General features: G+C 63.3%; 20 protein-coding genes. 4 read left to right on the plus strand and 16 right to left on the minus strand.

Translation table 11 applies throughout. The features are described 5' to 3' along the window. Positions 1-125: 125 nt before the first annotated feature. The 3 genes from JQ592_RS20955 to JQ592_RS20965 form a co-directional block, all read right to left on the minus strand. Entirely contained in the window at positions 126-989 is an 864-nt protein-coding gene (locus tag JQ592_RS20955; RefSeq protein WP_246820566.1) for a restriction endonuclease, read from the minus strand. A gap of 116 nt (positions 990-1,105) precedes the next feature. Then, positions 1,106-1,216 (minus strand): WGR domain-containing protein, encoded by a 111-nt coding sequence (locus tag JQ592_RS20960; RefSeq protein ID WP_211404689.1) that lies wholly within the window; start codon positions 1,214-1,216, stop codon positions 1,106-1,108. Continuing rightward, positions 1,213-1,758, minus strand: a complete 546-nt coding sequence (locus JQ592_RS20965) for a recombinase family protein (protein WP_211404690.1) — start codon at positions 1,756-1,758, stop codon at positions 1,213-1,215. The genes JQ592_RS20960 and JQ592_RS20965 overlap by 4 nt, the downstream gene beginning before the upstream one ends. A gap of 160 nt (positions 1,759-1,918) precedes the next feature. On the opposite strand from JQ592_RS20965, the gene JQ592_RS20970 reads away from it, so the two are divergent. Together JQ592_RS20970 and JQ592_RS38595 are read left to right on the plus strand one after the other, a co-directional pair. Further along, positions 1,919-2,689, plus strand: a complete 771-nt coding sequence (locus JQ592_RS20970; RefSeq protein ID WP_211404691.1) for a helix-turn-helix domain-containing protein — start codon at positions 1,919-1,921, stop codon at positions 2,687-2,689. 110 nt (positions 2,690-2,799) lie between these two features. Next, the gene (locus JQ592_RS38595; protein WP_283816150.1) at positions 2,800-2,931 is read left to right on the plus strand and encodes a hypothetical protein; all 132 of its coding nucleotides are present in this window, start codon (positions 2,800-2,802) and stop codon (positions 2,929-2,931) included. Here the strand turns inward: JQ592_RS38595 and JQ592_RS20975 are convergent. The 12 genes from JQ592_RS20975 to JQ592_RS21030 all read right to left on the minus strand — a co-directional run bounded on the left by JQ592_RS20975 (position 2,928) and on the right by JQ592_RS21030 (position 18,782). Further along, a complete protein-coding gene (locus JQ592_RS20975; protein ID WP_211404692.1) occupies positions 2,928-3,740 on the minus strand; it encodes a hypothetical protein in 813 nt (270 codons plus the stop codon). The genes JQ592_RS38595 and JQ592_RS20975 overlap by 4 nt on opposite strands. A 13-nt stretch (positions 3,741-3,753) precedes the next feature. Beyond that, positions 3,754-4,134: a helix-turn-helix domain-containing protein gene (locus JQ592_RS20980; RefSeq protein WP_433996431.1), complete on the minus strand. Its 381-nt coding sequence runs from the start codon at positions 4,132-4,134 to the stop codon at positions 3,754-3,756. A gap of 220 nt (positions 4,135-4,354) precedes the next feature. Next, positions 4,355-4,672 (minus strand): DUF736 domain-containing protein, encoded by a 318-nt coding sequence (locus JQ592_RS20985; RefSeq protein ID WP_211404694.1) that lies wholly within the window; start codon positions 4,670-4,672, stop codon positions 4,355-4,357. Positions 4,673-5,326: 654 nt separating this feature from the next. Continuing rightward, positions 5,327-6,253: an ArdC family protein gene (locus tag JQ592_RS20990; protein WP_211404855.1), complete on the minus strand. Its 927-nt coding sequence runs from the start codon at positions 6,251-6,253 to the stop codon at positions 5,327-5,329. 340 nt (positions 6,254-6,593) lie between these two features. Then, positions 6,594-7,181: a hypothetical protein gene (locus JQ592_RS20995; protein WP_211404695.1), complete on the minus strand. Its 588-nt coding sequence runs from the start codon at positions 7,179-7,181 to the stop codon at positions 6,594-6,596. A 397-nt stretch (positions 7,182-7,578) separates the two neighbouring features. Beyond that, a complete protein-coding gene (locus JQ592_RS21000; RefSeq protein ID WP_211404696.1) occupies positions 7,579-7,992 on the minus strand; it encodes a hypothetical protein in 414 nt (137 codons plus the stop codon). After that, positions 7,989-8,879, minus strand: a complete 891-nt coding sequence (locus JQ592_RS21005; protein WP_211404697.1) for a DUF7007 domain-containing protein — start codon at positions 8,877-8,879, stop codon at positions 7,989-7,991. Before JQ592_RS21005 ends, JQ592_RS21000 begins: the two co-directional genes overlap by 4 nt. Continuing rightward, positions 8,876-9,352, minus strand: coding sequence for a hypothetical protein (locus JQ592_RS21010; protein WP_211404698.1), 477 nt, complete (start codon positions 9,350-9,352; stop codon positions 8,876-8,878). The genes JQ592_RS21005 and JQ592_RS21010 overlap by 4 nt, the downstream gene beginning before the upstream one ends. An 86-nt stretch (positions 9,353-9,438) precedes the next feature. After that, the gene (locus JQ592_RS21015) at positions 9,439-11,124 is read right to left on the minus strand and encodes a ParB/RepB/Spo0J family partition protein (RefSeq protein ID WP_211404699.1); all 1,686 of its coding nucleotides are present in this window, start codon (positions 11,122-11,124) and stop codon (positions 9,439-9,441) included. Between the two features lie 247 nt (positions 11,125-11,371). Further along, positions 11,372-17,185 carry a DUF1419 domain-containing protein gene (locus JQ592_RS21020; protein WP_211404700.1) on the minus strand — a complete coding sequence of 1,938 codons (5,814 nt, stop codon included), beginning with the start codon at positions 17,183-17,185 and terminating at the stop codon, positions 11,372-11,374. 331 nt (positions 17,186-17,516) lie between these two features. After that, entirely contained in the window at positions 17,517-18,401 is an 885-nt protein-coding gene (locus tag JQ592_RS21025) for a DUF3991 and toprim domain-containing protein (RefSeq protein ID WP_211404701.1), read from the minus strand. Between the two features lie 204 nt (positions 18,402-18,605). Next, the gene (locus JQ592_RS21030; protein WP_028343048.1) at positions 18,606-18,782 is read right to left on the minus strand and encodes a hypothetical protein; all 177 of its coding nucleotides are present in this window, start codon (positions 18,780-18,782) and stop codon (positions 18,606-18,608) included. Between the two features lie 645 nt (positions 18,783-19,427). On the opposite strand from JQ592_RS21030, the gene JQ592_RS21035 reads away from it, so the two are divergent. Further along, complete coding sequence (locus JQ592_RS21035; RefSeq protein WP_075968524.1) at positions 19,428-19,685, plus strand: WGR domain-containing protein; 258 nt, start codon at positions 19,428-19,430, stop codon at positions 19,683-19,685. Positions 19,686-19,763: 78 nt separating this feature from the next. On the opposite strand, the gene JQ592_RS21040 is transcribed toward JQ592_RS21035, so the two are convergent. Then, a complete protein-coding gene (locus JQ592_RS21040; protein ID WP_211404702.1) occupies positions 19,764-20,492 on the minus strand; it encodes a helix-turn-helix transcriptional regulator in 729 nt (242 codons plus the stop codon). 457 nt (positions 20,493-20,949) lie between these two features. On the opposite strand from JQ592_RS21040, the gene JQ592_RS21045 reads away from it, so the two are divergent. Continuing rightward, positions 20,950-21,585 carry an acyl-homoserine-lactone synthase gene (locus tag JQ592_RS21045; protein WP_211404703.1) on the plus strand — a complete coding sequence of 212 codons (636 nt, stop codon included), beginning with the start codon at positions 20,950-20,952 and terminating at the stop codon, positions 21,583-21,585. Positions 21,586-21,610: the final 25 nt, after the last annotated feature.

Consider the following 21,610-nt stretch of genomic DNA (forward strand, 5'->3'; position numbering starts at 1 on the left):
GCGAATTTCTCGAATCAATCAAAGGCTACGAGGAGAAAGGCGTGCTCCGCGAGAACGTTCGCAAAGATGCCGGGATTTCAATGGGCCCCTTGCCTACTGGCTGTCCTTGGTGCGGGCGGTAAATTCTAGACCGGGAAAAGATCTCTGACGTGGTGGAAGGCCGCGCCGGTTTCCGCGGCCTTTCGTACTTTCGCGCTGAGCACATGATTGAGCGGGATCTCGCGGCTGAGCGCCTCGTAGATATCGTGGCCGTCCATGCAGATGATGCGCTTGCGCCGGCCGAAAGCGTCTAGGCCTTCGGGCGTAAAGCCGCTATAGCTGACAAACAGGCCACGTGACCATTCGGCTTTCTGTTCGACCTTACCGTGGAAGGTGTGCAGATCGGCAGCGCCCGTGGGGGCGTTCTGCCATTTGGCCTCGAGCAGGTAGGTTTGCTGATCGAGGACAAAGCTGCCGTCGATCTGCTCCCCGCGCAATCTGAAGGCATCGCGCGCTTGCAGATGAAATAGGTCAAAATATCCCTTCAGAAATTTTTCAAACTCGTAGCCGCGCGCTTGCGGGGCCATTGACGACATCGCCATCAAATCGGTCGAAAGCTGGAGGAGCGCGGGCCGGTTGGTCGCCGGCGCCGGCGTTGGTTTCGGCGACGCAGCTACCCCGCTGATTCTGTCGATGACCTGTAAGAATTGCCCGTGCGCGTTCTGCACTGGCTCCGCATTGCCAAACTTGGCACGCATCGCTTCGCGATATTCCCACAGGGCATTGAGCGTTCGAACAACAGTCTGCTTATCGACCGTTTGCAGGAAGCATTTGAGGCGTCGGCCCTTAGAGGTTCCGTCGCGCGCGTATTTTGGGTCGTCGATATCGATGTTCAATTCGCCCAGGAAAAACTCGCTGAACGTCTTGTTCGAAAAATTAAGGACGTAACCGCCGCCCATCTCGAACAGGCTGTCCAGGATCATCATGTCGATCGGCCGGATATTGTTCATCGCCGGCTGTATCCTCGCCGCTCCTTCACGCCGCACTGGTGATCAGGCGCGACCTCTGCCTCGACAGCGCTGATGTACGGCGTGCTTCGCACAGTCCCTCTCCGGCCAATCCGGCCTCACTCCTTGATAACCGCCCATTCCCCGAACAATGTAGGCTGCACGTCGAGCTTATAAAAGCGGGACATGTTTTTCTCGGGATCAATGCGGGTCAGCACGATTGCCGTCATGGCTTCAACCTTCCAATCGTGGTGTGAGCAACGTTGAACGTCAGCGCGATTTCGCGCGAGGGCTCGCCGGCCTCAAGCCGGGCCAGCGCTTGCCGGCGCTGCTCGGGCGTCAGCTTGTAGGCTCGGCCGAGTTTGACGCCGCGGCCCTTGGCACGCGCCCTGCCCTCGCTCGTCCTGGTGCGGATCAGTTCTCGTTCGAACTCGGCAAGCCCACTTAGGATCGTCACCATCAACCGGCCGTGCGCCGTTGTGGTGTCCGCCCACACATCCCGCAGCGAGCGGAAGCCGGCGTCGGCCTTGGCGATCGTATGCAGCGTATTCAACAGATCGCGCGTCGATCGCGCCAGGCGGTCAAGCCGCGTCACCACCAGCACGTCGCCGGCGGTGAGCAAGTCGATCGCCTTCTTGAGCTGTTGTCGCTCGGTTTTCGCTCCGCTTGCGGTTTCCTGCATGATCTTTCCGCAGCCGGCGGCCGTGAGCTCGGCGACCTGGGCATCCAGACTCTGGCCGTCTGTTGACACGCGGGCGTATCCGATAAGCATGCGAGCATTATGCACCAGATATATGCACCAAGAAAGCGCAATCTCACCCGCGGGTTAGTTTTGGTGATATGCACCAAATTCGCCTCACGACGATGTGACTTCGCGTGGACGACATTTCGTCGTATATTTATAGACATATTGTCATTTATAGAAAGACGTTATGACGGCACCTGAACTCAGCGATGTTCTTTTATTTCTCGGCCTCGACCCACCCGAAGCCGCACAACTGCTTGGCGTTTCCCTACGCACTCTGCAGCGTTGGTTGGCCGGGGAGGAGATTCCCGGACCGGCTGCGGCTGCCCTGAAGGCGTGGCATCAGCTTCACGCTCTGCACCTTGCGTGGAAGCCGGATGCTATTTCAGTTTTTGAGAACGACCAGGCGCAAATCGAACGCGCGCGCCAGCACGCGCAGGAAGTCGCTTACCTGATCAACCTCGTCGAGAAACGCGGCGGGCCCAAATTCCGCTTCTCTGTCAGTATTGCCAAAGGGCTTGCGACGTTCGGCCCATTCGAAGTGGGCTTCTACAGTCTGGCCAACGGCGGCTTCTCCTTTAGCAGCTATCGCCGCAGGGACACGTCGCCAGATCTCGCCCGCGACAAACCGTTTCTCGAGGACGCCGCGTATTGCATCAGCAAGGCGTTTTCCCAGGCGAAGACTGCGCCGCCGGCACTGAGAGCTGTTGCCCGGTACGTGCGGCAACATTCCGATGTCTTCGTTGTCGATGGCCCAGGGCGTCAGCCCACGACGGAGCGCCGGCGGATCCAGCAGGAAATTGAAGGGGTAGCTGATAAGCTCATCGAGCTGGCGACGGCTGCCGAGACCGGCGACGCAAGCTATCATCAGTTTGAGGAGCTGCTTCAAAAACTGCATGCCCTCGGCTTCTTCCCCACCATCGAGCTCGTCTCGGCCGTAGCCCATGCCATGGTCTGAGGCCCCATCCCAAACAGGTCATGTCTCTCGAGCAATATTGCGCGGGTGCGTTGCGAGGTCCGCCAAAGCGGTCAGTCTGATCCGCCTCAACGCGACTATGGAGAAGCCGCATGTTCGGCGCAGGTGATGAAATAGGGATCAAGCTATGGGGCATGTTCGAGGGGCATGCCCAAGGCCCCCTCGCGATCTTGGCGCTGGTGGCCATTGTGTTCTTGATCGTCTTCCGCTGGCGGCGAACCTAGCTCGGGCCCGTCGCGGCTTTCCAAGGCATCACGGGCAATTTCGTTGCTAGGTCGCTTGCAAACAGATGGCAAGCAAATGCGATTTCGTGAAACTCCGGGGCGTTGAACCGCACTCTTTCGCCGAGCGCATAGGATCTGACTCTGGTATCGCGCTTGACGTAGATTTCCGTCATTTCGGGATGTTCGTACCGGTCGATCACAGAGCCAGCGCCAATCTCGATTTCTTCGTCGCGCAGAACATAAAGTGCCTTGAGGCGCGGCAGCGTTAACACTAGGCGCCCCGTCGCATCGACGTCGGGCGGGCCAACGATGCCGGCCCGGTGCTCAAGGCAATTCCGCACTTTTTGAAACGATGTGAAGTCGTCATCGAATACCATCGGCGACGTCATGCCATCCTTCACCTCGGCCAACAATGCAGGAAAGGGCAACCGCCCTGCTCGAGCTCGCACCTGGGCAACGTGGGCCTGAAAGTCCGCTACGGTCGTTTGGCCCGGTCGGTACTTGAACATTTCGAGGTATAGCACTGCCTCCTCGAGGGTCTCGTGAACGCCACGTGCCAACTCGTGAAAACCCTTCCCTAGCAGCCAATTCTCGTACAAGTCATGGCGTTCAGCAGACGTCATCTCGGGACTGCTGAATTTGTAATTGATGCCGGCGGCCGGCGGCTCCGGTTGTTTCGACAGATCGGCAGATGCGGCCACATTCAAAAAGAACGTGATCAATTCGCTGCACTGCCAGGCCGCCCGCTGAGCAGGCGCGGCCACACCATTGGCATCGAGACGTATGTTGAGCTGAAGAACCTCAGACATAGCCCACGGCCGCCTAAGCGGCTCCCCCTGGCACCACAGTCAGCTTGGGCTTTTTGCGGCTCAACCGCTCGGCCTTGGCCTTCTGGCGCTCGGCGATTTCCGCGAGTTTTTCTTCGGCAAACGGCGTCGCCTTCTCGATGAGGCCTTTGAAGCTGTACTTGTTGGTGTCGCTGCCGAACCGGGTATGCCGCCGCTCTTCGCGCTCGATAATGCCCAACTCGTGCAGCGCCTTGATCCGCTTCTGAACCGTCCGTGGAATCACACCTACCGCCTTAGCGATCCGCTCGACCGAGGGATACGGGAGGTTGTCCGGCGTCCACCAATAATGCGACAGATGCAGGATGATGTTCATGTCGAGCGCGTCGAGCCCCAATGCCTCCTGCCGCTCGATGATGACGCTCTTCGCTTCGTCTGGTGCGCACTACAGTGCCACGGCCCGCACGAAAGCCCCATAGAACGGCTCGGAAAGAGAGACCGGCATCGCTCGGTCGATCGGGATCGCGAATAAGCGATGAGGCTGCGCTTGCCGACTTTACGCGCGCGTTCAAAATCGTTTCTCCTTTCCGCCCACGGGTGACGGCCCCGCCTCGCGGCGGGGCCACCTGCGCGGCGTCTCAGTCGCGACTCGGGCGAGACCAGATGAGCGAGAAGCCTTCCTCGCCTTCGACCTCGACCAGCGTCGCGTAGATCGGAGCCGGGAAGCTTGGGTCGTCCAGCTTGACCGAGTGGTACTCGCGGCCCGTGTCCTGGGACTTCTTCTTCCACATGGCGCCGAACTCGATGTTAGCGCCCGCGAAGATGCGGTAATCTGGGGCCTTGTCCGAAGTGCGATCGGCCGGAACGATCTTGGTCTTAACGGTGCCCAGAGCGAGGGTCTTGACGGTGCCGACGAAGCCGTTGCCGTTGACGGTGAAGTTGCCGATGGTAGCCATGTTCGTGTCCTCTTTCGTTCTCGGGCCGCGACCATCGCGACCTCGATGGCTGTCGTTGACCGGAGGCGATCGGACCGCACCCGAAGGGCCGCCACGCAGTAGAGGGCGGCCAGGGCGAGGCTTTCTTGTCTCGCGAGGAATGAGCGCGCAGCGACCAGGGGAAGAAAGCCGAGAACGGCCGTTGCGGTCTTTTGATCGAGGCGGAGCGCAGCGACGACGGCCTCCGGTTAGACATGCCAAATCGAGGACGCATTGGGCGCGACAGGCCGAACGATGAGGATACGACCGAGCGAGACGCAAGCCACACCGCACAACGACGGGCGCATCGGTGACCGAGACTCGCGCGCGCCGCCTAAGCTTTCCTCCGGTCCAGCGGACGGAATAACACCCCCGAACTGTCGCATCGTGGATGACATCAGCCTTCTGCGGCTTCGGAAAGACGCTCACCCAGAAACAGATGAGCATCTCGGAAGCCAGAAGAACCCGCCCGGCGCATCTGGCCGACACAGTCAGGATGGGAAGCACCGCCTCTCCAATCGCCGACAAACGCATGACGGTGCCACAAGAAAGGCCCCGCCGTGAGGCGAGGCCTTAATCATTTTCTAGAAAGGTGAACGATGGAGCGCAAGCCGCCGAGGCGCGGACAGTTGTGCCTCATGCCGCTTGGTCGATCTCGGCCTGCTTGGGTTGAAGATCGTGTAGATAAGTGACTGCCCGCTGAGCGTGGGCGGCCGCGGAGAAGATGAAGCGCTTCTCGTTGGACAGCACCTCCAACCACGACGCAAGATAACTTGCGTGATCGGCGCGCGGCTCGAGTTCGGGTACGATACCAAGATCCGCACTGAGGAAACACGCGCCAAGTTCGGCCACCAACTCTTCGCGGGCGCGCTCGCTTCGATCTTTGGCGTAGCGGCTGAGATCGCGATTGACGCGGTGCGCCGGACCAGTCCAATGCACGCATTCGTGCGCGAGCGTGGCGGCGTAGCTCTCCGCGTCACGGAAGCTCTCGAATGGCGGCATCTGGATGAGATCAAGCGCTGGCGCGAAAAATGCCTTATCGCCGCCATGTCGGATGGTTGCGCCCGTATTGGTGAAGAATCCGTCTACATGCGCAATGCGTTGCCCTGGCGCGATGCTTGGAGCCGGGCGCCCATAATAGTGATCCGGCAAGTCGTCGATCTGATCGACGCAAAACACCGTATAGGCGCGCAGGAACGGAACGGTCCGTTCGACGTCGTCGCCATACTCATCGGTCTCGGTCTTAGTGAACTTGTTTGCATAGACGACCATCGTTCCGCTCTCACCCTTGCGGACGTGACCGCCGAGTTCGAGCGACTGCTTGAAGGTCATCCAGATAGGTGATGTGAAGCCGCGCGCGACCGCTTCCGACCACAGCAGCACGACGTTGATGCCCTGATAGGGCATGCCGTTGTGGCGCAGCGGCCGCGTGATGCGTCCAGCGGCGTTGGCCGCATTCCATGGCTGGACCCACGGACGTACGCCGCGCTCCAGGTCCGCGACGATGCGATCGGTGATCCGCGCATAGATGTCGGCGCGGGGTTTCGTTTCCTTACCTGTCATCATCCTAGTCTCCGTTGAAGACCGCGCCCATCGCGGCCCGTCACGGCGGTCCGCTGCGAAGGCCTGCCGGGCCGCGCATCCGGTGGCGCTGGTGATCTGAGTGGCGACAGAGAGGCTGGACCGGAACGTCAGTGGAGGACGGCAAAGCCGTTGCGCTGCCGCGCGGGCCGGAGCATCGACCGAACGCCGCTACGGGCCGCGAGGGGCAGTCCAACCCGATTCATTTCTCTTTGCTCGTTTGCGCCGTCGCGCCGTGCGACATGAAAAAGGCCGGCCCGCAGGGACCGGCCGGCATTGAATGGTGAAAGAGAATGGCGGGGCCGAAGCCCCGCCAGCGGCCTCAGTCGAACGCCGACATCTGTGCCTTGGCCGCCTTCCGGCCGACGGTGTCGGTCGTGTGGTCGACAGGACGCTCGAATGGCTTCCAGGTCTCGCCGACGACTTTTTCGTAGGCGGCGACGGCACCCTCGGCGGCCATGCGAAGCGCGTGAGACTGCACGCCCATGTCGGCGGCGAACTCACGCTTGCGCTGTGCCTGGCTATCGAAGCCGACAGGACCGTCGAGGTCCTCATCACGGCCGTCGTTGGCTAGCTTGGCGGTTGCATCTCGCGCTTCGGTGACTGCGCGGGTGTAGAACTGGCCGGCGCCATGCGCGGAGCCGACGTAAGCGCCGACGATCCGTTGAAGGTGAATCTGCATTGCGCGTTCACTCAGTCCGTCCTTGAGCGCGCCGGCGGTTTCGATGATAAGCCGCTCATGCAGATCGCGGATGCCGTCGCTGTCCTGGATCGCAAGGCCGAAGCTTTCGGAGATGCGCTGCGCCTGCGCCGCGTCGGGACAGGCGAGCCGGACCATTTCGAGAGTGGTGCCCTTGCGAAGCGGGATGACACGGGCGCTGGCGCGAGCGGAACGAGCAGGTTTGGTCATGGTGAATTCCTTATCTGGTTTCGCCGTCGGTTCGATCCGGCCCCTGCCGGACCTCCCTTCGGGTGCGGTCGCCGAGCGCCGCCGGGGTGAGGGCCGCTTCAAGGTCCGGGGACCGCCAGGCGAGCGAGGTCCGACTGCGGACAAGCAGGGTCCAGCTTGCTGGGGCCCTGCGCCGGACGCGGCCGGGCCTTGCCGAGATCGGCGGTCTCCGGTCGCTTGCGACTTGGCCTTGAAGCGGACCGCCGGGGGCGCAGACCGCAGCAAACCCGAGGGGAGAGCCGACAGGGTCCGGGCCGGGTTGGCGAAACCTTGGAAAGGTTCGAGCCAGCAGATCGCCAGTTTCGCGCCGTGCTCGAGACGTTCGCCTGAGCGAGCCACAAGGTCGGCTTCGGCCCCGCTAGGCCGCAGCGCCATGGCGCTTGCCCGGACGACAGTTCACCGGACTGCGGCATTCGTCCTTGCGATATGCGCGCTCCGGATCGTCACGAGCGGGTTGAGACTCCGGCGCGCATCGGGCCCGCAACGTTTCGATCGCGGCATCCTGCCGGGCGAGCTTGCGCGATAGCGCGTCGATCTCCGGCTGGCGCTCTGCGGTGATCGCCGCAAGGTTCGAACGATAGCGTTCGAGGAAAGCGCTCGGATCAGGCGGCTTGCCGCGACGGTATCCGGACCGCTTGCGGCCAAGCTGCGGGATCAGCGCCGTCATGCGGCGGATGATCTGGCGGTCGATCATGTCGAGCTGGCGCTGCGTCTGGCGACGAGCCTCCTCCATGCGCGAAAGCTGGGCGAGGCGTTCGGAAGAAGCCTTCATGGCGACGTCCTTCCCTGCCAACCGATGAAGCTCGACGGTCCGGAATAGACTGGGTGGCGGGTCTCATCGACGACGAAGCCGAAGCGGCCGATCCGGTACTCGTCGGACGGGACGAGAAAACGTCGCTCCTCGGTGCCCGCGCCGCGTCTGCCGCCCGGCGTGGCGACGACTTCGACAAAGCCCGGCTGCTGATCCGACGTGATCGCCGACACGACGATCCAGTTGTCGGCGTGCTCCTTCTCAAAGGCGCGCCGATCCTTCTCACGGGATTCGCCGGGCTGCAGCATGATCCCGAAAATCGCCTCCCACGGATCAGGCCAGCTATCCTTGATGGTGCGCTCGGCGCAGCGCCGCTCGTAGCCGGTGAACAGATGCGGGAAGGTGATCGCCACGATCGCCCAAGCCTCGTCTTCCTCGTACCAGCCGCCCCGAGCGCGCAGTATAGGGTTGACCTTGCGGTTGCGCTCGGCCGAGAGGTGGAAGCCGCCGTGGCCTGCCGTCGAATGGCAGACAACGCCTTCCGCATAGACGGTTGCACCCTGCGACGGCCCCCATGGCGTGTTCGCATTGGAACCGGCGTCGCGACGGCCGAGCGCACGCTTCTCGCGCTGATGCTCGGCGTTCTCCAAGACCTTTGTCCGGAAGGCCACCTCGTCGGCGAGCCCGCCGGAATGGCCGTAGAAGTCAGAGCGCTTCCATTCGGCGATCGGCCGGTTGATGCGCCAGCCGGTCGCGAGATAATGGCGGGCGTTGCGTCCCGGCAGCATGGCGAAGGCCGTGTCGCCGACACGAGCGACGAGATAGCCGTCGCCAATGCGGCCGAACTCGACCTCGGGAAATCCAGAATTCGAGTCCGTCACGGTGGTGAGAGGTGAGGGCGTCGTCATTCGGCCGTCCTCCCCTCCATGACGTTGGCTGCCAGCGCATCGGCTGTCACGTCGTCGAGAACCGCATCCGGATAGCCGTGGCTCTGCAGCCAGGTTTCGGCGTCGGCGCGGCTGCTGGCGAGATAGACGAGTTCGGCGTCCTCACCGGGTCGACTGAGCACGCGGACCGCACCGACCCTCGGGCGTTCGGTCACGACGAACCTCAGGTCGCTGTCGACCGAGAAGGTCCGGTGGACGCGAAGCACCACAACACCGCCGCCGCCATAGTCGCCGGCGTGCAGGGTGATGGTGGCGCCGATGACGGTGTTGCCGACGCGGCGTTCTGCCTGCTTGCGGATCAGCCGCCCGCCGCTGTTGCGGTGTTCCCAGGCCGCAAGCTTCTTGCGGTGCCGGTCCGGTGGCTGCGGCGTGCCGTCGGAAAACCGTATGATCGCTCCGAGCGGGACGAGGTCGTAGATCAACTGCGCGGACATGGACGTCCTCCTGTTCATGGGTGTTGGAAATGAAACCGCCGCCAGCTGGGCCGGCGGCGGGGTGTCATTCGGATATGGTGCGCGGACTATTCAGCCGCCTCGCGGAACGCCTCGTCATCCGAGGCTTCGCCGCCATCCTCCTCGCCGGCGTCCGGGTCCTCGACCTGATCGTCGGCCTCGTCGGCGGCGGTGACGACGTTCTTCGCCAGCCAGGCAAATAAAGCGACCTTGTCCGGAGCGAACAGCGCTGCCGGATAGACGAAGCGGCCTTCCTTGAAGTGCTCGACCAAAGCGGCGCGGGTGTCCTTCACCTTTTGGCGCGGGAGAACCGACGCGTCCTTGCACGAGCCTTCGAGCGCGGTGCGCGACAGGCACGACAAGAAGTCGTCGGTGCCCATGTTCGGCAGGAAGTTGTCCGCGCCGACCACCTCGCCGGCGACGCGCGCAACGATGCCGCTGTCGGTGCGGTTTTCGCGGCACGAGAGAACCTCAACGAGGATCGAGCGCGCCGCGACGCGCAGCGTGTCCATGTCGAGGACGAGCTTGCCATCCTGATCGAACAGCGTGGCGGCATGGCGCGCAATCCGGCGGTTGCCGTAATAGGTGCCGCCGCTACCGGAATCGACGGAGACGTTCTGGCCGGCGAAGGCGAGGATCAACAGTGCCATCAGCGCGTCATCTTCGACGGGCGCGCGCGCCAGCGCCTCATGGAGGGCATCGGTTCGGAAGTCACCGATGATTTCGACGCCCTTGCGTGTCACGTCTGGACGCGGCTTCGAGACCGCTGTGCTCTCGTCGGCAGCGTCAGTGCCGGTCGCCATGCCCCCATCCTTCGACTTCTTCGCCGCAGGCATGCGGTAATGCACGCTCTGCACCCGGCCGTCACGGTCGAGATACATCGCCGTGCAATCCGACTTCGACGGCTTGCCGTGGACGCGCTCCGCCTTTGGCGGCAGCTTGACCTCGCCCCAGCTCGTCGTCTCGGCGATCATGCCGCGCTTCGGCAGGTTGTTCGTCATCCATTCCTGCTGTGCGCCAAGGAACGCCTCGACATCCGTGGTGTAGCGGCTGTCCTCGTCCGCCGGCGCGAACAGGTCCTCGATCCACTGGATGCCGTAGGCCTGGGCAAGGTCGTCGCCGAAGCTGGCGTGACGTGCGTACATGCGGGCCTTGGTCAGAGCCTGCGCCACGCTCCCCCACGACACCTGTGGATCCGCCTTGGAGGGCTTGTGCTTCTTCCAAACCTCCTTCTGCTGATCGAGCGATGCCGAGGCGATGGTGCGGAGCTGGCGCTCGTCGGGCATGTCGCCCTTGGCCATGTGGTCGAGCATGGCAGGCAGCACGTTTGCGAGCAGGCGGAGCTTCCTGATCTGCCGGACTGCCAGACTGAGAGCGACACCGATCGCCTCCTCGGTCCAACCGAGCGCGACGAGGCGTTCGATCGCACGCCACTGGTCGACGGGATTGAGCGCCTCGCGGGCGATGTTCTCGATCATCGAGCGCATGGCGCCGTTGTCGTTCGCCGCCTCGTCGACGAGGACGTCGATCTCCTCGAGGCCGGCGGCGATGGCCTGCTTCACGCGGCGATGACCGGCATTGATGACATAGCCGTTGCGGCCGCCGCTCTCGGGCGTAATGACCGGCGGCTGGACGATGCCAACCGCCTTGATCGTCGCGAGCAGGAGGGCGTCCGCCTGAGGCGTCGACTTCGTCTGGCGCATGCGGTCGGGATTTTCGTTCAGCGCACGCGGATCAATCTTGATGAGATGCATGAGATTCTCCTGTTCGGGTTCGCGGACCGCGGCTTGCGGGCCCTTCCTCGTCTTCTTCCCGAAGACACCCCCGGGCCCCGCGGAGCGGTCGGGCCGGCACAACTGCGGCCGAGCATCCCCACCCGGCCGGACAAGCAGGGCTAACAGCCCTGCGAGGGACGACGGGCTGGGATCGCGCAGGCGGCGGTTGAGCTTCAGCGCTGCCGGCCTGGCCGATCTGCGAGCGGGCCTTTCCCTTCCTTCTTCATCACGCTGCGATAGCGCTCTCGCCCCCGCCCTCCACATCCGTCGCAAGGGCTTTCTCGACCTCCGCCAACTGCCGGCGCTTCTCGGCGAGATCGGCTGCAAATACGAATTCGCCGTCCTCGCGCGACCGGTACGAGGCGAGCCGGCGATATGCGTCGGCGAGACGCCGGCGATAGCGCTCCCGCTCGCCCTCGAAATCGTCGAGCGCGTGCTCGAGACGGGAGATTGCGCCGAGCGACGTCACTGTGAGGGGCAACTCGATCTCATGCGCTTCCCCGGTGCGGATCAGCATGGTGCCGTAGCGATAGCCGTCACGGCCGTAACGCTCGCCGGAGTACTCGAGGTCGAACCCGCCGATCGTTGCGATAATGGTTGCGCCCTCCTGCTGGAGCTGGACGAGGGTCAGGATTTCCTTCATCAGGGCGCGGCCGGCCTCCTTGCGCTCGACATAGCGCGTGTCGGCCACGGTCGCGGCAAAGGCGTCGCCAGCGGTCGGAACAAGGCGCTCGATATCCTTGCCGACCTCCGCGATCCGCCGCGCGCAGAACTCGATGTCGCGTTCCGCGTCTCGGATCTGCCGACGGACGGCGTGCTGGTCGTCGATATGCGCCGCGCGCAGACGCTCGAGCCGGGCGATGTCGGCTTCGAGCCCAGCCTTTAGCATCAGCCGCTGGTCGCCGCTCGCGATCGCCTTGGCGATCGCGAACTGGTTGGCCTGGCCTTCGCCGAGGTCTTCGAGCCGACGGATCGACGTGTCGCCGGAGAGCGCCGCGGCGATGAAGCGAGCCTTGCGCTCGTTGTTCTGCCACATGCTCGCGTCGAGCGAGCCCTCGGTGGCATAGGCGAAGATGTCGATGACGTCGTGCTGGTTGCCCTGGCGCTCGATCCGGCCCTCGCGCTGCGCGATCTGCGACGGCAGCCACGGCACGTCGAGGTGATGGAGAGCCTTCAGGCGAAGCTGCGCATTGACGCCCGTCCCCATTGTATCTGAGGAGCCGATCAGGAAGCGGACCTTGCCAGCGCGTACGTCACCGAACAGACGCTGCTTGGCCTCGGACTTCTTGAAGTCCTGCATGAAGGCGATCTCGGACGGGGGCACGCCCATACTGACGAGCCCGTCTCTGATCCAGCGATAGGCCGAGAAGCCACGCGTCTTCTCGACGCTGATCGTTCCGAGGTCGGAGAAGATCATCTGCGCGGCGCCCGGCAGCTCGTACGGCTTGCCGTCGGCGCGCACGTAACTGTTGTAAGACGTCTCCTTCCAGATGCGGAAGGCGTTGCCGACGAGAAGATTCAGCTTATTGTTCGGCTCATTATCGTGGTCCGGATCGACCAGACGCAGGTCAATCGCCGCATGCCGCCCATCGGTGATGACAGAAAGCAAAATATCATCACCCGGCTCCGGCGGCCGGTCGCGCGTCTCGATCGCCTTGATCCGCGCGTCGAGCAGGGCTTGATAGCGCTTGAACGCCGGCGTCGGCTTTGCCGTCAGGATTTGGCGCTTGCCCGTCGAGATCGCCGGGACCTTCACGTACTGCCGCAGGTCCTCCGGCATCACCACGTCGGCGAAGGACCGGAACATGGCGATCAGCTCGGGGACGTTCACGAAGGTCGCGAAGCGAGTGACCGGCTTGTACTTGCCGGACGGCTGGAGCTCGAGCTCCGTCGATACGTCGCCAAAGGTCGAGGCCCAGGCGTCGAATTCGTGCAAGCCCCGATCCAGGAGCGCTGCGTAGCCGAGGTAGCGCTGCACCGAGAACATCTCACCGACTGTATTGGTGATCGGCGTGCCGGAGGCGAGCACCAGCGCCCGCCCAGGGTTCTTGGTCTCGATGAAGCGCGACTTCACATAGAGGTCCCAGGCGCGCTGCGAGCCGTTGGGGTCGACGCCCTTCAACGTCGACATATCGGTAGCGAAGGATAGCTTGCGGAACTCCTGTGCTTCGTCGACAATGATCTGGTCGACGCCGATCTCGGAGATGGTCAGGAGATCGTCCTTGCGCGTAGCCAGCGCTTCGAGCCGTTCCTTCAATCCCTCCTTCAGGCGCTCGAGGCGTTTGCGCGAGACGCGGTCGTCGCTCTCGACCCTGATGAGAAGCGTCTCATAGAGCTCGAGCTCGTCCTGGATCATCCGCTGCTCGAAGGCGGACGGCACGCCGATGAAGCGGAATGCCGTATGGGTGATGATGATCGCGTCCCACGTTGCGGTCGCGGCGCGCGACAGGAAGCGGTGCCGCTTGTCCTTGGTGAAGTTGGTCTCATCGGCGACGAGGATGCGGGCACCGGGATAGAGCGCCAGGAACTCGCGCGCCGCCTGTGCCAGGCAATGGCCGGGAACGACAAGCATGGCCTTGGCGATCAGGCCGAGACGCCGCTGCTCCATGATCGCGGCCGCCATCGTCATCGTCTTGCCGGCGCCGACGGCGTGGGCGAGATAGGTCGCACCTGAGGCGATAACGCGCCAGATGCCGCGCTTCTGATGTTCGTAGAGAACGAAGGCGCCCGATGCGCCTGGCAATTTCAGATGCGAGCCGTCGAAGGCGCGCGGCACGATGTTGTTGAAACGATCATTGTAGACCCGCGCCAGTCGGTCGGTCCGATCCGGATCGGACCAGATCCAATTCTGAAAGGCGGTCTTGATCCTCGAGAGCTTCTCCTTCGCCGCCTCGGTGTCGACGACGTTGAGGACCCGACGTTCGCTGTCGCCGTCTTTGATGGTGTCGAAGATCTGCGGGACGGAGGAGTTGAGCGCATCAGAGAGAAGCTGCCCGGCGTGCCGCCGCTCCGTGCCCCATTCCGACGTGCCAGCGGCCATCCAGCCGAGCTGCCGGGCCTCCACGGTCCACGACGCCAGTTCCGGCATGTGGTGAATCCTGATCTCCGTGCCCATCGTTTCCTTGACGAAGGCGACGATGTCGGCGGTGGGAATCCACGGCGCGCCAAGGCGTACGGTGATGTCCGAGGGCCGAAGGTCGGCGGGCTGTACCTCGCGCAGGGCGGTCACGTTGCGCGCATAGACAGGGTCGAGCGCAGCCGCCGCTTCCGCAACCTTCAGCTTGTCGCGCACACCTCCCGACAGATAGGCGTCGGCGGTCTGCCACGACCCACCGCTGGGATCGCGGAAGATGGCGCTGCCAAGCTCGGCAATGACGTCGTCCGCGTCACGGTGCACGAGCTCCGCGATGTGGTCGGGGTCGACATGGCCGCGCTCGTTGAGGACGACGGCCAGCGCGTCGGCGGCGCTGGTGATGACGGGCGGCGCCGGCGGAGCGATCACGCGCTCGGTGAAGATCGGACCCGGCTTCGCCGTGTCGGACTCGAGGTCGTAGTCTTCGATCGAGGCCACGAGCCAGCAGTCCGGATCGTCCAGGAATGGCAGAAAGTTCGGCCTGCGGTGCGTTTCGCGGACCTCGCCGGTCTCGTCGTCCTCAGCCGTCGACACGACGGTCGTGTTGATCGGCCCGAAGGCGCGCACGAAGTTCGACCACACGATGCGTAAGCGGACCTGCGCGTCCTTCCACGGCCGGTCGAGCTCCTGACACTTCAGCACCTCGCGGACCGCATCGCGGATCGGGATCAGCTTCTGGATGATCCGAGCGTGCTTGTCCGGAACACCGGCGGCACTGCGGCCCTTGCGAACCGTGACGGCAACTGGCCGGCCGTCAAGGATCTGCATCAAGCCATGCCGGCTATCGAGCAGATAGCTGCCCTCGCGCGCCGTGAGGCTCGCCGAGCCCTCCGACTTCGCCGGCACGGTCTCGCACTCGTCGTCTGGGTCGATCGCCTCCGGTTCGCCGTCATAGATTGCGACCGGAAGGAGGTTGATCGCGTCGTCCAGCGCAGCCACGAGGTCCTCGCCGTCACTCGGCAGACAGGTGTAGGTCTCGCCGAACGGGCCGGAGGTCAGCGCGTGCGCGCCGAGCACAAGGCGGCGATGGCACGCGAACCAGCGGTTGACGCGGATTGCGCCCTCGTCCTCGGTCGCCGGGCATACCTCCTCCAGGTCGAGCCAGGATAGGTCGCCTTCGGGCTCGCCGTGCTTGCGCCGCCGGAAGAACAGGATGTCGACCACGACGTTGGTGCCGGCATCGGCGCGGAAGCTGCCTTCTGGCAGACGGATGGCACTGATGAGATCGGCGTACTTTGCAATCAGCGCGCGCGCCGAGCCATCCACCTTGTCCATCGTGCCTTGGGACGTGACGAAGGCGGCAAGCCCGCCCGGCTTCAGCAGCTTGATCGCCTTGACGATGAAATAGTCGTGGAGTCGCAGACCGAGCGAGCGCAGCGCGCGGTCCGAGCGGACGGTGCGATCGGAGAAGGGCGGATTGCCGATCACGAGGTCAAACCGCGCCGGCAGCTCGGTGTGCGCGAAATCGCCGATGACGATCCGCCCCCTCGGCTGCAATAGCTGCGCGATGCGCGCTGTGACGGGATCGAGCTCGACGCCGGTGACGTGGGAGACCTCGTGCAGAACCGGCGGCATCAGCGCTGGAAACATGCCGGTGCCGATGCCGGGCTCGAGCACGCGGCCGCCGCGCCAGCCGAGACGCAGCAAACCCGCCCACATCGCCCGGACGATGAACTCCGGCGTGAAATGGGCATACTGCGTGCAGCGTGCAAGCGAAGCGTAGTCAGCCTCATTGACCGCATCCTGCAGGTCGGCCCCGATCTCGTCCCAGCCCTTCGCGAATTCGGTTTCGCCGGGTCGGCGGAAAACGCCATTGGCGAGCTCTGAGGCGCCGAAGCCGGTAAAGCGGATCAGTTGCCGCTGCTCCTCGACCGTCGCGGGCCGTTGCGCGGCCTCGATCTGTGCGGCGAGCCGAACTGCGGCGATGCCGTCGCGGGCGCGCTGCTTCCAGTTCTTTGCGAGTCCGCGCTCGCCGGTAAGATAGAAATTGTCGCCACGCTTGCGGGGACCGGACTCTGAGCACCGCGCCGATCCGACCACCGGCGCTGCCGAGGTCGGCGTCGACGGCGGCGGATCATCCTCATGGTCATCATCGCCGGCGAAAGCCGTGACGCCAAGGCCGAGGCTGGATGAAAGGGCGGTATTGCCGAAGAGGTCGAGGGTGAAAGGATCGTCATGCGCCATGGGAAATGTCCTCCAGTTACGCGCGCGCCGCCGTCCGCCGGCGCGGGTTGCGACGGACGGCTCGGCGTTGCGGGTGTCGATGAGTGGACCGGCACCTAGCCGGGTGCTGAAATGCGACGCCCGGCGCGAGGACGGGCCGCCGCGGGGCGGGGAGGGGGGCAGCTTGGCCGCGATCTCGGCCTCGGTGAGGTCGTCGAGCAGCTTCAGGACTGTGCCACTCTGGCCGGCATAGACGAGCATGGTGCGGCGGCCGCGCATGGCCAGCGGCCAGCGCTCGCCGGCATAGCCGCGATAATCGTCATGCGTGCTCGACCAGATATGCTCGAGCCGCTCGTCGCGCGTCATCGCGCGCACGGGCCGTGACTCGCGCTCGATGATCGCCGCCTTCATGCACTCCGGCGACAGCCGATCGGAAAGATCGCAATAGCCATGGAACCAACGCCGCCTTCCGTCGATGGCAAGCGCGAAGAAGATGCTGGTGACGCTGCCCGTCATAAATTCGCGCATCGCGAACATGTCGGCGCGCATGAACAGCGGCGGCAGGATCTCGAGCATGTAGTCGTGCTCACGCTCGTTGATCTCGAACCACTCGCCGGCGAAGAGACGCTGGCCTTCACCTTCGGCCATCGCGGGGTCGCCACGATGGCGGTTGAACAAGCGGTGCATCTCATGGCGCGTCGCAACGCCTTCGAGGACTTTACGGATAGTGGGGGAGGTGTGCATGGGCGGCTCCTCTTGGCCTGGCCGGACTGACAGCGCGATCGATCCGCCTGATCCCTTCGTCACTTCAGTCCTTCATCACACCTCCTCGCCGGCCGCATCGAAGGTCCGGCGGGTCAAGGGCCGCGGAACGCGGGCGAAGCTTCACCCTTGACGCGACGGCCGGTCATGCGGCAGCGCTCATTCCCATTTCATCTTCCCTCCCTCGTCGTTCGACCTCCTTTTCCCTTCGCTCAATGCCGAGGCATCAGAGAGCCACTCATGCGGAGTCCTTGGCGCGGCGTCACTACGCAGCCTGCGCGTCGCCCTTGCGAACCACATCAACAGGCAGCCGTCAGGCCCTTAAATCCTCATTCCAGTCGCCGGCGCACGGCCGTAATCGGGCATACCGCGCACTCGCATCCGCTGCGATGGCACGAACACCGTCGGCGTAGATGTCGCCTTGCCGATTGTTGTCGGTTGCTGCCACGAGCCGGGCGTTGGCGCGTTTGGCGAGGCCGCGAATGGCGTCATCGGTCGCGGGCGACCAACCGCCACCGGTGCTGACATAAAGGGTGTCAGGGCGCAGGACCTCGATCGCGGCGAGGCTCATGGCATCTATGGCCGCCTCGGTGATGCAGATCCGCTCGCACTCTTCCGCCCCGAAGCGAAACAGCTCCTTGCCGCCGTCTGTGGCAAAACCCCGCCATGCCGGTCCACGCTCCTCCCAGCCAGTGAGCGCCCCAAGAGAATTGGTATGCGCCGCCCACATACTGCCTTGGGGGCCCTCTCGCAACCGATCGCTAGTGACCGCCTGCTTCACGATGTCCGCTGGCAGTCCGCGCTCGCCGGTAAGATAGCGCCAGGCTGGCGAGCCGGGGCCCGGCCTGAAGCGATGTCCCCACCGCTCTACGATGGACGCAAGGGCTTTGGGCCTTGCCGGGTGCTGCCAATCTGGTGCGCGAGGGACGAAGCCAACCATATCCGCAACACGGTCACATGCCTCGACGAAACCGTCGGCGCCGAGGTGTTCGGCAAGCGAAAACACGTCCCCCTTCGCCGGCGACAGGGGATCGAACCAGCCGCGGCCTTCGTGAATGACGATGACGATGTTGCTGTCGCGACGAAATTTGATCGCGCGCCGGGTGCTTTCCTTGCGATCGACCTTCCAGCCGTCCTTCTCCAGCAGGGCTGCGCAGCCCACCTTTTCGCGCAGCTCTTCAATTTCTCTCTTGTTCATTTGTCTGCACCGGAGTCGCGCTGGCGAGATCCGGCCCCTTCATCTGTTGGTCTCACTTGTTCCTGGCCTTGCGGCACATCCCCGACCGGCCGCGAAGCCTGCCGAATGCAAGGGCGCGCTGATCAACCGTCAGTCGCCGCATCGGCGGCGCGGCGAAGCCTCCCTTGCAGCCGGCATGGCGCCAGCGGCAGCCGGCCACCCGGCTCAATGAGCCGGGCACCAGGGGTCGTATTCATGGACGATGGCGTCCTGATCGCCGTCGTATTCGCTGGAAACCATCACGCCGAATTCGCTCTCAGCCTGGAAAAGGATGACCGGCACCATCAGCGTGCGGGCCAGATCGAAGGCGTGGTTCTGAGCGAGGGTGAGATTGTGCGACATCGAAAGGCTCCCGTCTTGCGGCGGGGACCATCCCCGCTCGACAGGCGCCGACGTGTTCGGGGGCGGCTGCGGTCACCTCGCAGGCGAAGCCGAAGAGGTCGCACGCTTGCGTAGCGAACCCCTTGCGGGTTGATCGTGGAAGGCCGCAACCGAACCAAGGAAAGCCATTCGAGAGCGGGGTTGGTCCTTCACCGGAAGTATGGCGAGCCAGGGTGCACATCTTTCGTCCGGTGGATGCAATGCTGGTCTGTTGACAGCTAGAACAGCCGCCGTCCTTTTGTCGGGAGCGTAAGTGGATTTGCCCGCCTGAAGGTTGCCCGCGAAAGCGTCCTGCCCGAATACGCGGGCGCTTCCGATGACTCTGCAGCTGTCTTGTTCGACGACTCCGGCCGTTTCGCGTCAGGGATGGCAGCCCGTAAGGGGGAAGACCCGCTCGCGGGGCTTCAGCGCAGCCTCCAGCCCGGCCCGCAGGGCGACGCCCACCTTCTTCGCAATCAGAGGCGCACAACAGCCAATCTATTGCGGAGACCACTCGTTGAGCACCCTCAATCGCTTTGGTCACCGGTATTGAAAATCTGAATCGATAGGCCTGATCGATTCGATAACTTAATTGGACGGCGGTTTGGACAGTTGCGATTCTTGCGCATGTCCGAACTCACGGTGCCATACCTCGTGCTCCAACGTTGCGATCCGGCCCGCAACATGGCCAGGTTCTATGTACTCACGATCGAACCGACCCTGTTCGGTGATACCGCGCTGGTGCGCGAATGGGGGCGTCTCGGCCAACGCGGCCGCCGGCGGATGGATCTGTTTGCCGGGAGAGTCCAGGCCGTCGAAGAGCTCGAGGCCTGGCTCGTCCGCAAAACACGCCGTGGTTATGTACAAAAGAGTCCTGCGCCCTGAGTGCAACCGCCCAGTCTCCCAACCTGATCGAACGGTCAATCTTGAGCACATCTTACAAGCCGATGGCTGTTTTGCGTATTACGGGAGCAATCCCCGCCGAAACGCGAGAGCCACGGCATGGGGTAAGGTTAAAGCGGCAAGATTTCGCCTGGCATTGTCCAGATGAAATTTCACACCTCGCGGTGTAACATCAAGAAGCTCCGCAATATCCTGCATCGTCTTGCCGTCAGAGATCCACGCGAGACACTGCCGCTCGCGCTGTGTGAGTGGGTTGCCCATCCCGCCGCCTGCCGCCGTGCGTCCGATCTTGGCACTCACATGTGCATGGTAGGTGAGACCCACCATTTCCAACATGTCCCGCGAGGTTTCGATGAAACGATCGAGGCCAAGGCTGCGGTCGTCCGCCGCCAAGGTGAACGCAGCGAACTGGTTTTGGCTGGAGGGAATGCGAATGGTCAGGCCGGTCCTGATCTTGAAGCTGAGAGCGTCGTCAAACAGACGGCGCTCTTTCGCCGAACGTGCACTTCGTGCGCCGCGTCCGTCCCAATGAATCATCCGACTTGACGTTCGCGGTTCCTGAAGAACGGGATCGATGTTGTGGTATCCTTCGCGAAAATAGTGGCTGGTCCAACTCTTCGGATAAGATGAGATCAGATTGGGGCCATTGGCACGTTGGCCAAGATAGGCGAACCAACGGAAGCCCAATGCATGCGCTGTTCGTTCCGCGATACGCCGAAAATCATCTTCCGTATGCGCAGAGTGAAGACAATCGACAAACTCATCGCATGCTCTTTTAACATCTTTCATTGCACCACTTCAGTTGCTTCCTGGCCCCAAACGCGAGTCTTTTAACGATTCGCGCTGTACGTGCATGGCGTCTATTGACACGTTGCGGCAGCTTTGCGGCAAGAACAATTCTAAACCTGTGTCCTGACAGACTCGAAAATCAGACTCGTCTGAGCGCCGCTTTCAAGCAGCAACTGCAACCGCGAACATAGAGAGAGATGAAACCGCCTCGGATTGCGGCGTTCTACCCGACGATTTTTCTCTGTCTACGGAACACGAGAAGTTTCATTGTTGTCCCGTCGAATCTCCGCGTCTTCGTCGCTACCTTTTCCGAGACGGCGCGCGACGATCGCGCGCTGCGATTATTGGTCGCGGCCCCCACAGTTCCACGACGCCCTGTCAGAACCGACAGCGCAACGCCGTGACAACGGCTGCTTTTCTGATCTCGAAGCTGTGATTCGTAAGCTTGAGGTTAAGAATGAAGGTCATTGTCCGTACCCGTGCTGCGCTGCTGCATGATTTCGAACTAGCGACGGGAATGCATCGTCTTCGAGGGCGCGTCTTCAAGGAGCGGCTCGATTGGGACGTCTCCATCTCTGACGGATTGGAGATCGATCAGTACGACACACATAGCCCGATTTACCTCTTAGCGCTCGACCAGGGCGAGGTTGTCGGCTCTGTTCGCCTGCTGCCCACCACCGGGCCCAACATGCTCGCGGATACGTTCCCAGTGTTGCTGGATGGTCACGCCGCACCGAAAGCCACCGGGATCTGGGAGAGCTCGCGTTTCTGCGTTGACACCAAGAACGTCACGGCGACAACAGAGAACGGACTGCGCGAAGCGACGTTCCTGCTCTTTGCGGCCATGATTGAATGGGGGCAGCAGTGCGACCTTCGGGCCATCGTAACGGTCACTGACCTGCGCATGGAGCGCATCCTGCGCCGAGCCGGATGGCATCTCGATCGTCTCGGGACACCCCGACAGATCGGGGCGACCAAAGCCGTGGCTGGACTATTGCCGATCACCAATGACGCTCTCGGTGCGATCCGAGCGGCCGGGAAGATTTCCGGACCTGTCATTGACGCGCCGTCACGCCTGCCCTTCGCGGCATAGCGTCGAACGTCATCAGCTCCAGACA

It is taken from the genome of Bradyrhizobium iriomotense (genome assembly GCF_018129405.1).
GTDB lineage: Bacteria > Pseudomonadota > Alphaproteobacteria > Rhizobiales > Xanthobacteraceae > Bradyrhizobium > Bradyrhizobium iriomotense_B.

What these genes read in the sequence shown, in the direction of transcription:
- JQ592_RS20995 (WP_211404695.1), bottom strand. Translation starts at nt 7,181, where the DNA reads ATGACCAAACCTGCTCGTTCCGCTCGCGCCAGCGCCCGTGTCATCCCG.
- JQ592_RS20960 (WP_211404689.1), bottom strand. Translation starts at nt 1,216, where the DNA reads ATGACGGCAATCGTGCTGACCCGCATTGATCCCGAGAAAAACATGTCC.
- JQ592_RS21000 (WP_211404696.1), bottom strand. Translation starts at nt 7,992, where the DNA reads ATGAAGGCTTCTTCCGAACGCCTCGCCCAGCTTTCGCGCATGGAGGAG.
- JQ592_RS21010 (WP_211404698.1), bottom strand. Translation starts at nt 9,352, where the DNA reads ATGTCCGCGCAGTTGATCTACGACCTCGTCCCGCTCGGAGCGATCATA.
- JQ592_RS21020 (WP_211404700.1), bottom strand. Translation starts at nt 17,185, where the DNA reads ATGCACACCTCCCCCACTATCCGTAAAGTCCTCGAAGGCGTTGCGACG.
- JQ592_RS20975 (WP_211404692.1), bottom strand. Translation starts at nt 3,740, where the DNA reads ATGTCTGAGGTTCTTCAGCTCAACATACGTCTCGATGCCAATGGTGTG.
- JQ592_RS21045 (WP_211404703.1), top strand. Translation starts at nt 20,950, where the DNA reads ATGAAGGTCATTGTCCGTACCCGTGCTGCGCTGCTGCATGATTTCGAA.
- JQ592_RS21040 (WP_211404702.1), bottom strand. Translation starts at nt 20,492, where the DNA reads ATGAAAGATGTTAAAAGAGCATGCGATGAGTTTGTCGATTGTCTTCAC.
- JQ592_RS20970 (WP_211404691.1), top strand. Translation starts at nt 1,919, where the DNA reads ATGACGGCACCTGAACTCAGCGATGTTCTTTTATTTCTCGGCCTCGAC.
- JQ592_RS21015 (WP_211404699.1), bottom strand. Translation starts at nt 11,124, where the DNA reads ATGCATCTCATCAAGATTGATCCGCGTGCGCTGAACGAAAATCCCGAC.
- JQ592_RS21025 (WP_211404701.1), bottom strand. Translation starts at nt 18,401, where the DNA reads ATGAACAAGAGAGAAATTGAAGAGCTGCGCGAAAAGGTGGGCTGCGCA.
- JQ592_RS21030 (WP_028343048.1), bottom strand. Translation starts at nt 18,782, where the DNA reads ATGTCGCACAATCTCACCCTCGCTCAGAACCACGCCTTCGATCTGGCC.
- JQ592_RS38595 (WP_283816150.1), top strand. Translation starts at nt 2,800, where the DNA reads ATGTTCGGCGCAGGTGATGAAATAGGGATCAAGCTATGGGGCATGTTC.
- JQ592_RS20985 (WP_211404694.1), bottom strand. Translation starts at nt 4,672, where the DNA reads ATGGCTACCATCGGCAACTTCACCGTCAACGGCAACGGCTTCGTCGGC.
- JQ592_RS20965 (WP_211404690.1), bottom strand. Translation starts at nt 1,758, where the DNA reads ATGCTTATCGGATACGCCCGCGTGTCAACAGACGGCCAGAGTCTGGAT.
- JQ592_RS21005 (WP_211404697.1), bottom strand. Translation starts at nt 8,879, where the DNA reads ATGACGACGCCCTCACCTCTCACCACCGTGACGGACTCGAATTCTGGA.
- JQ592_RS21035 (WP_075968524.1), top strand. Translation starts at nt 19,428, where the DNA reads ATGTCCGAACTCACGGTGCCATACCTCGTGCTCCAACGTTGCGATCCG.
- JQ592_RS20990 (WP_211404855.1), bottom strand. Translation starts at nt 6,253, where the DNA reads ATGACAGGTAAGGAAACGAAACCCCGCGCCGACATCTATGCGCGGATC.
- JQ592_RS20955 (WP_246820566.1), bottom strand. Translation starts at nt 989, where the DNA reads ATGAACAATATCCGGCCGATCGACATGATGATCCTGGACAGCCTGTTC.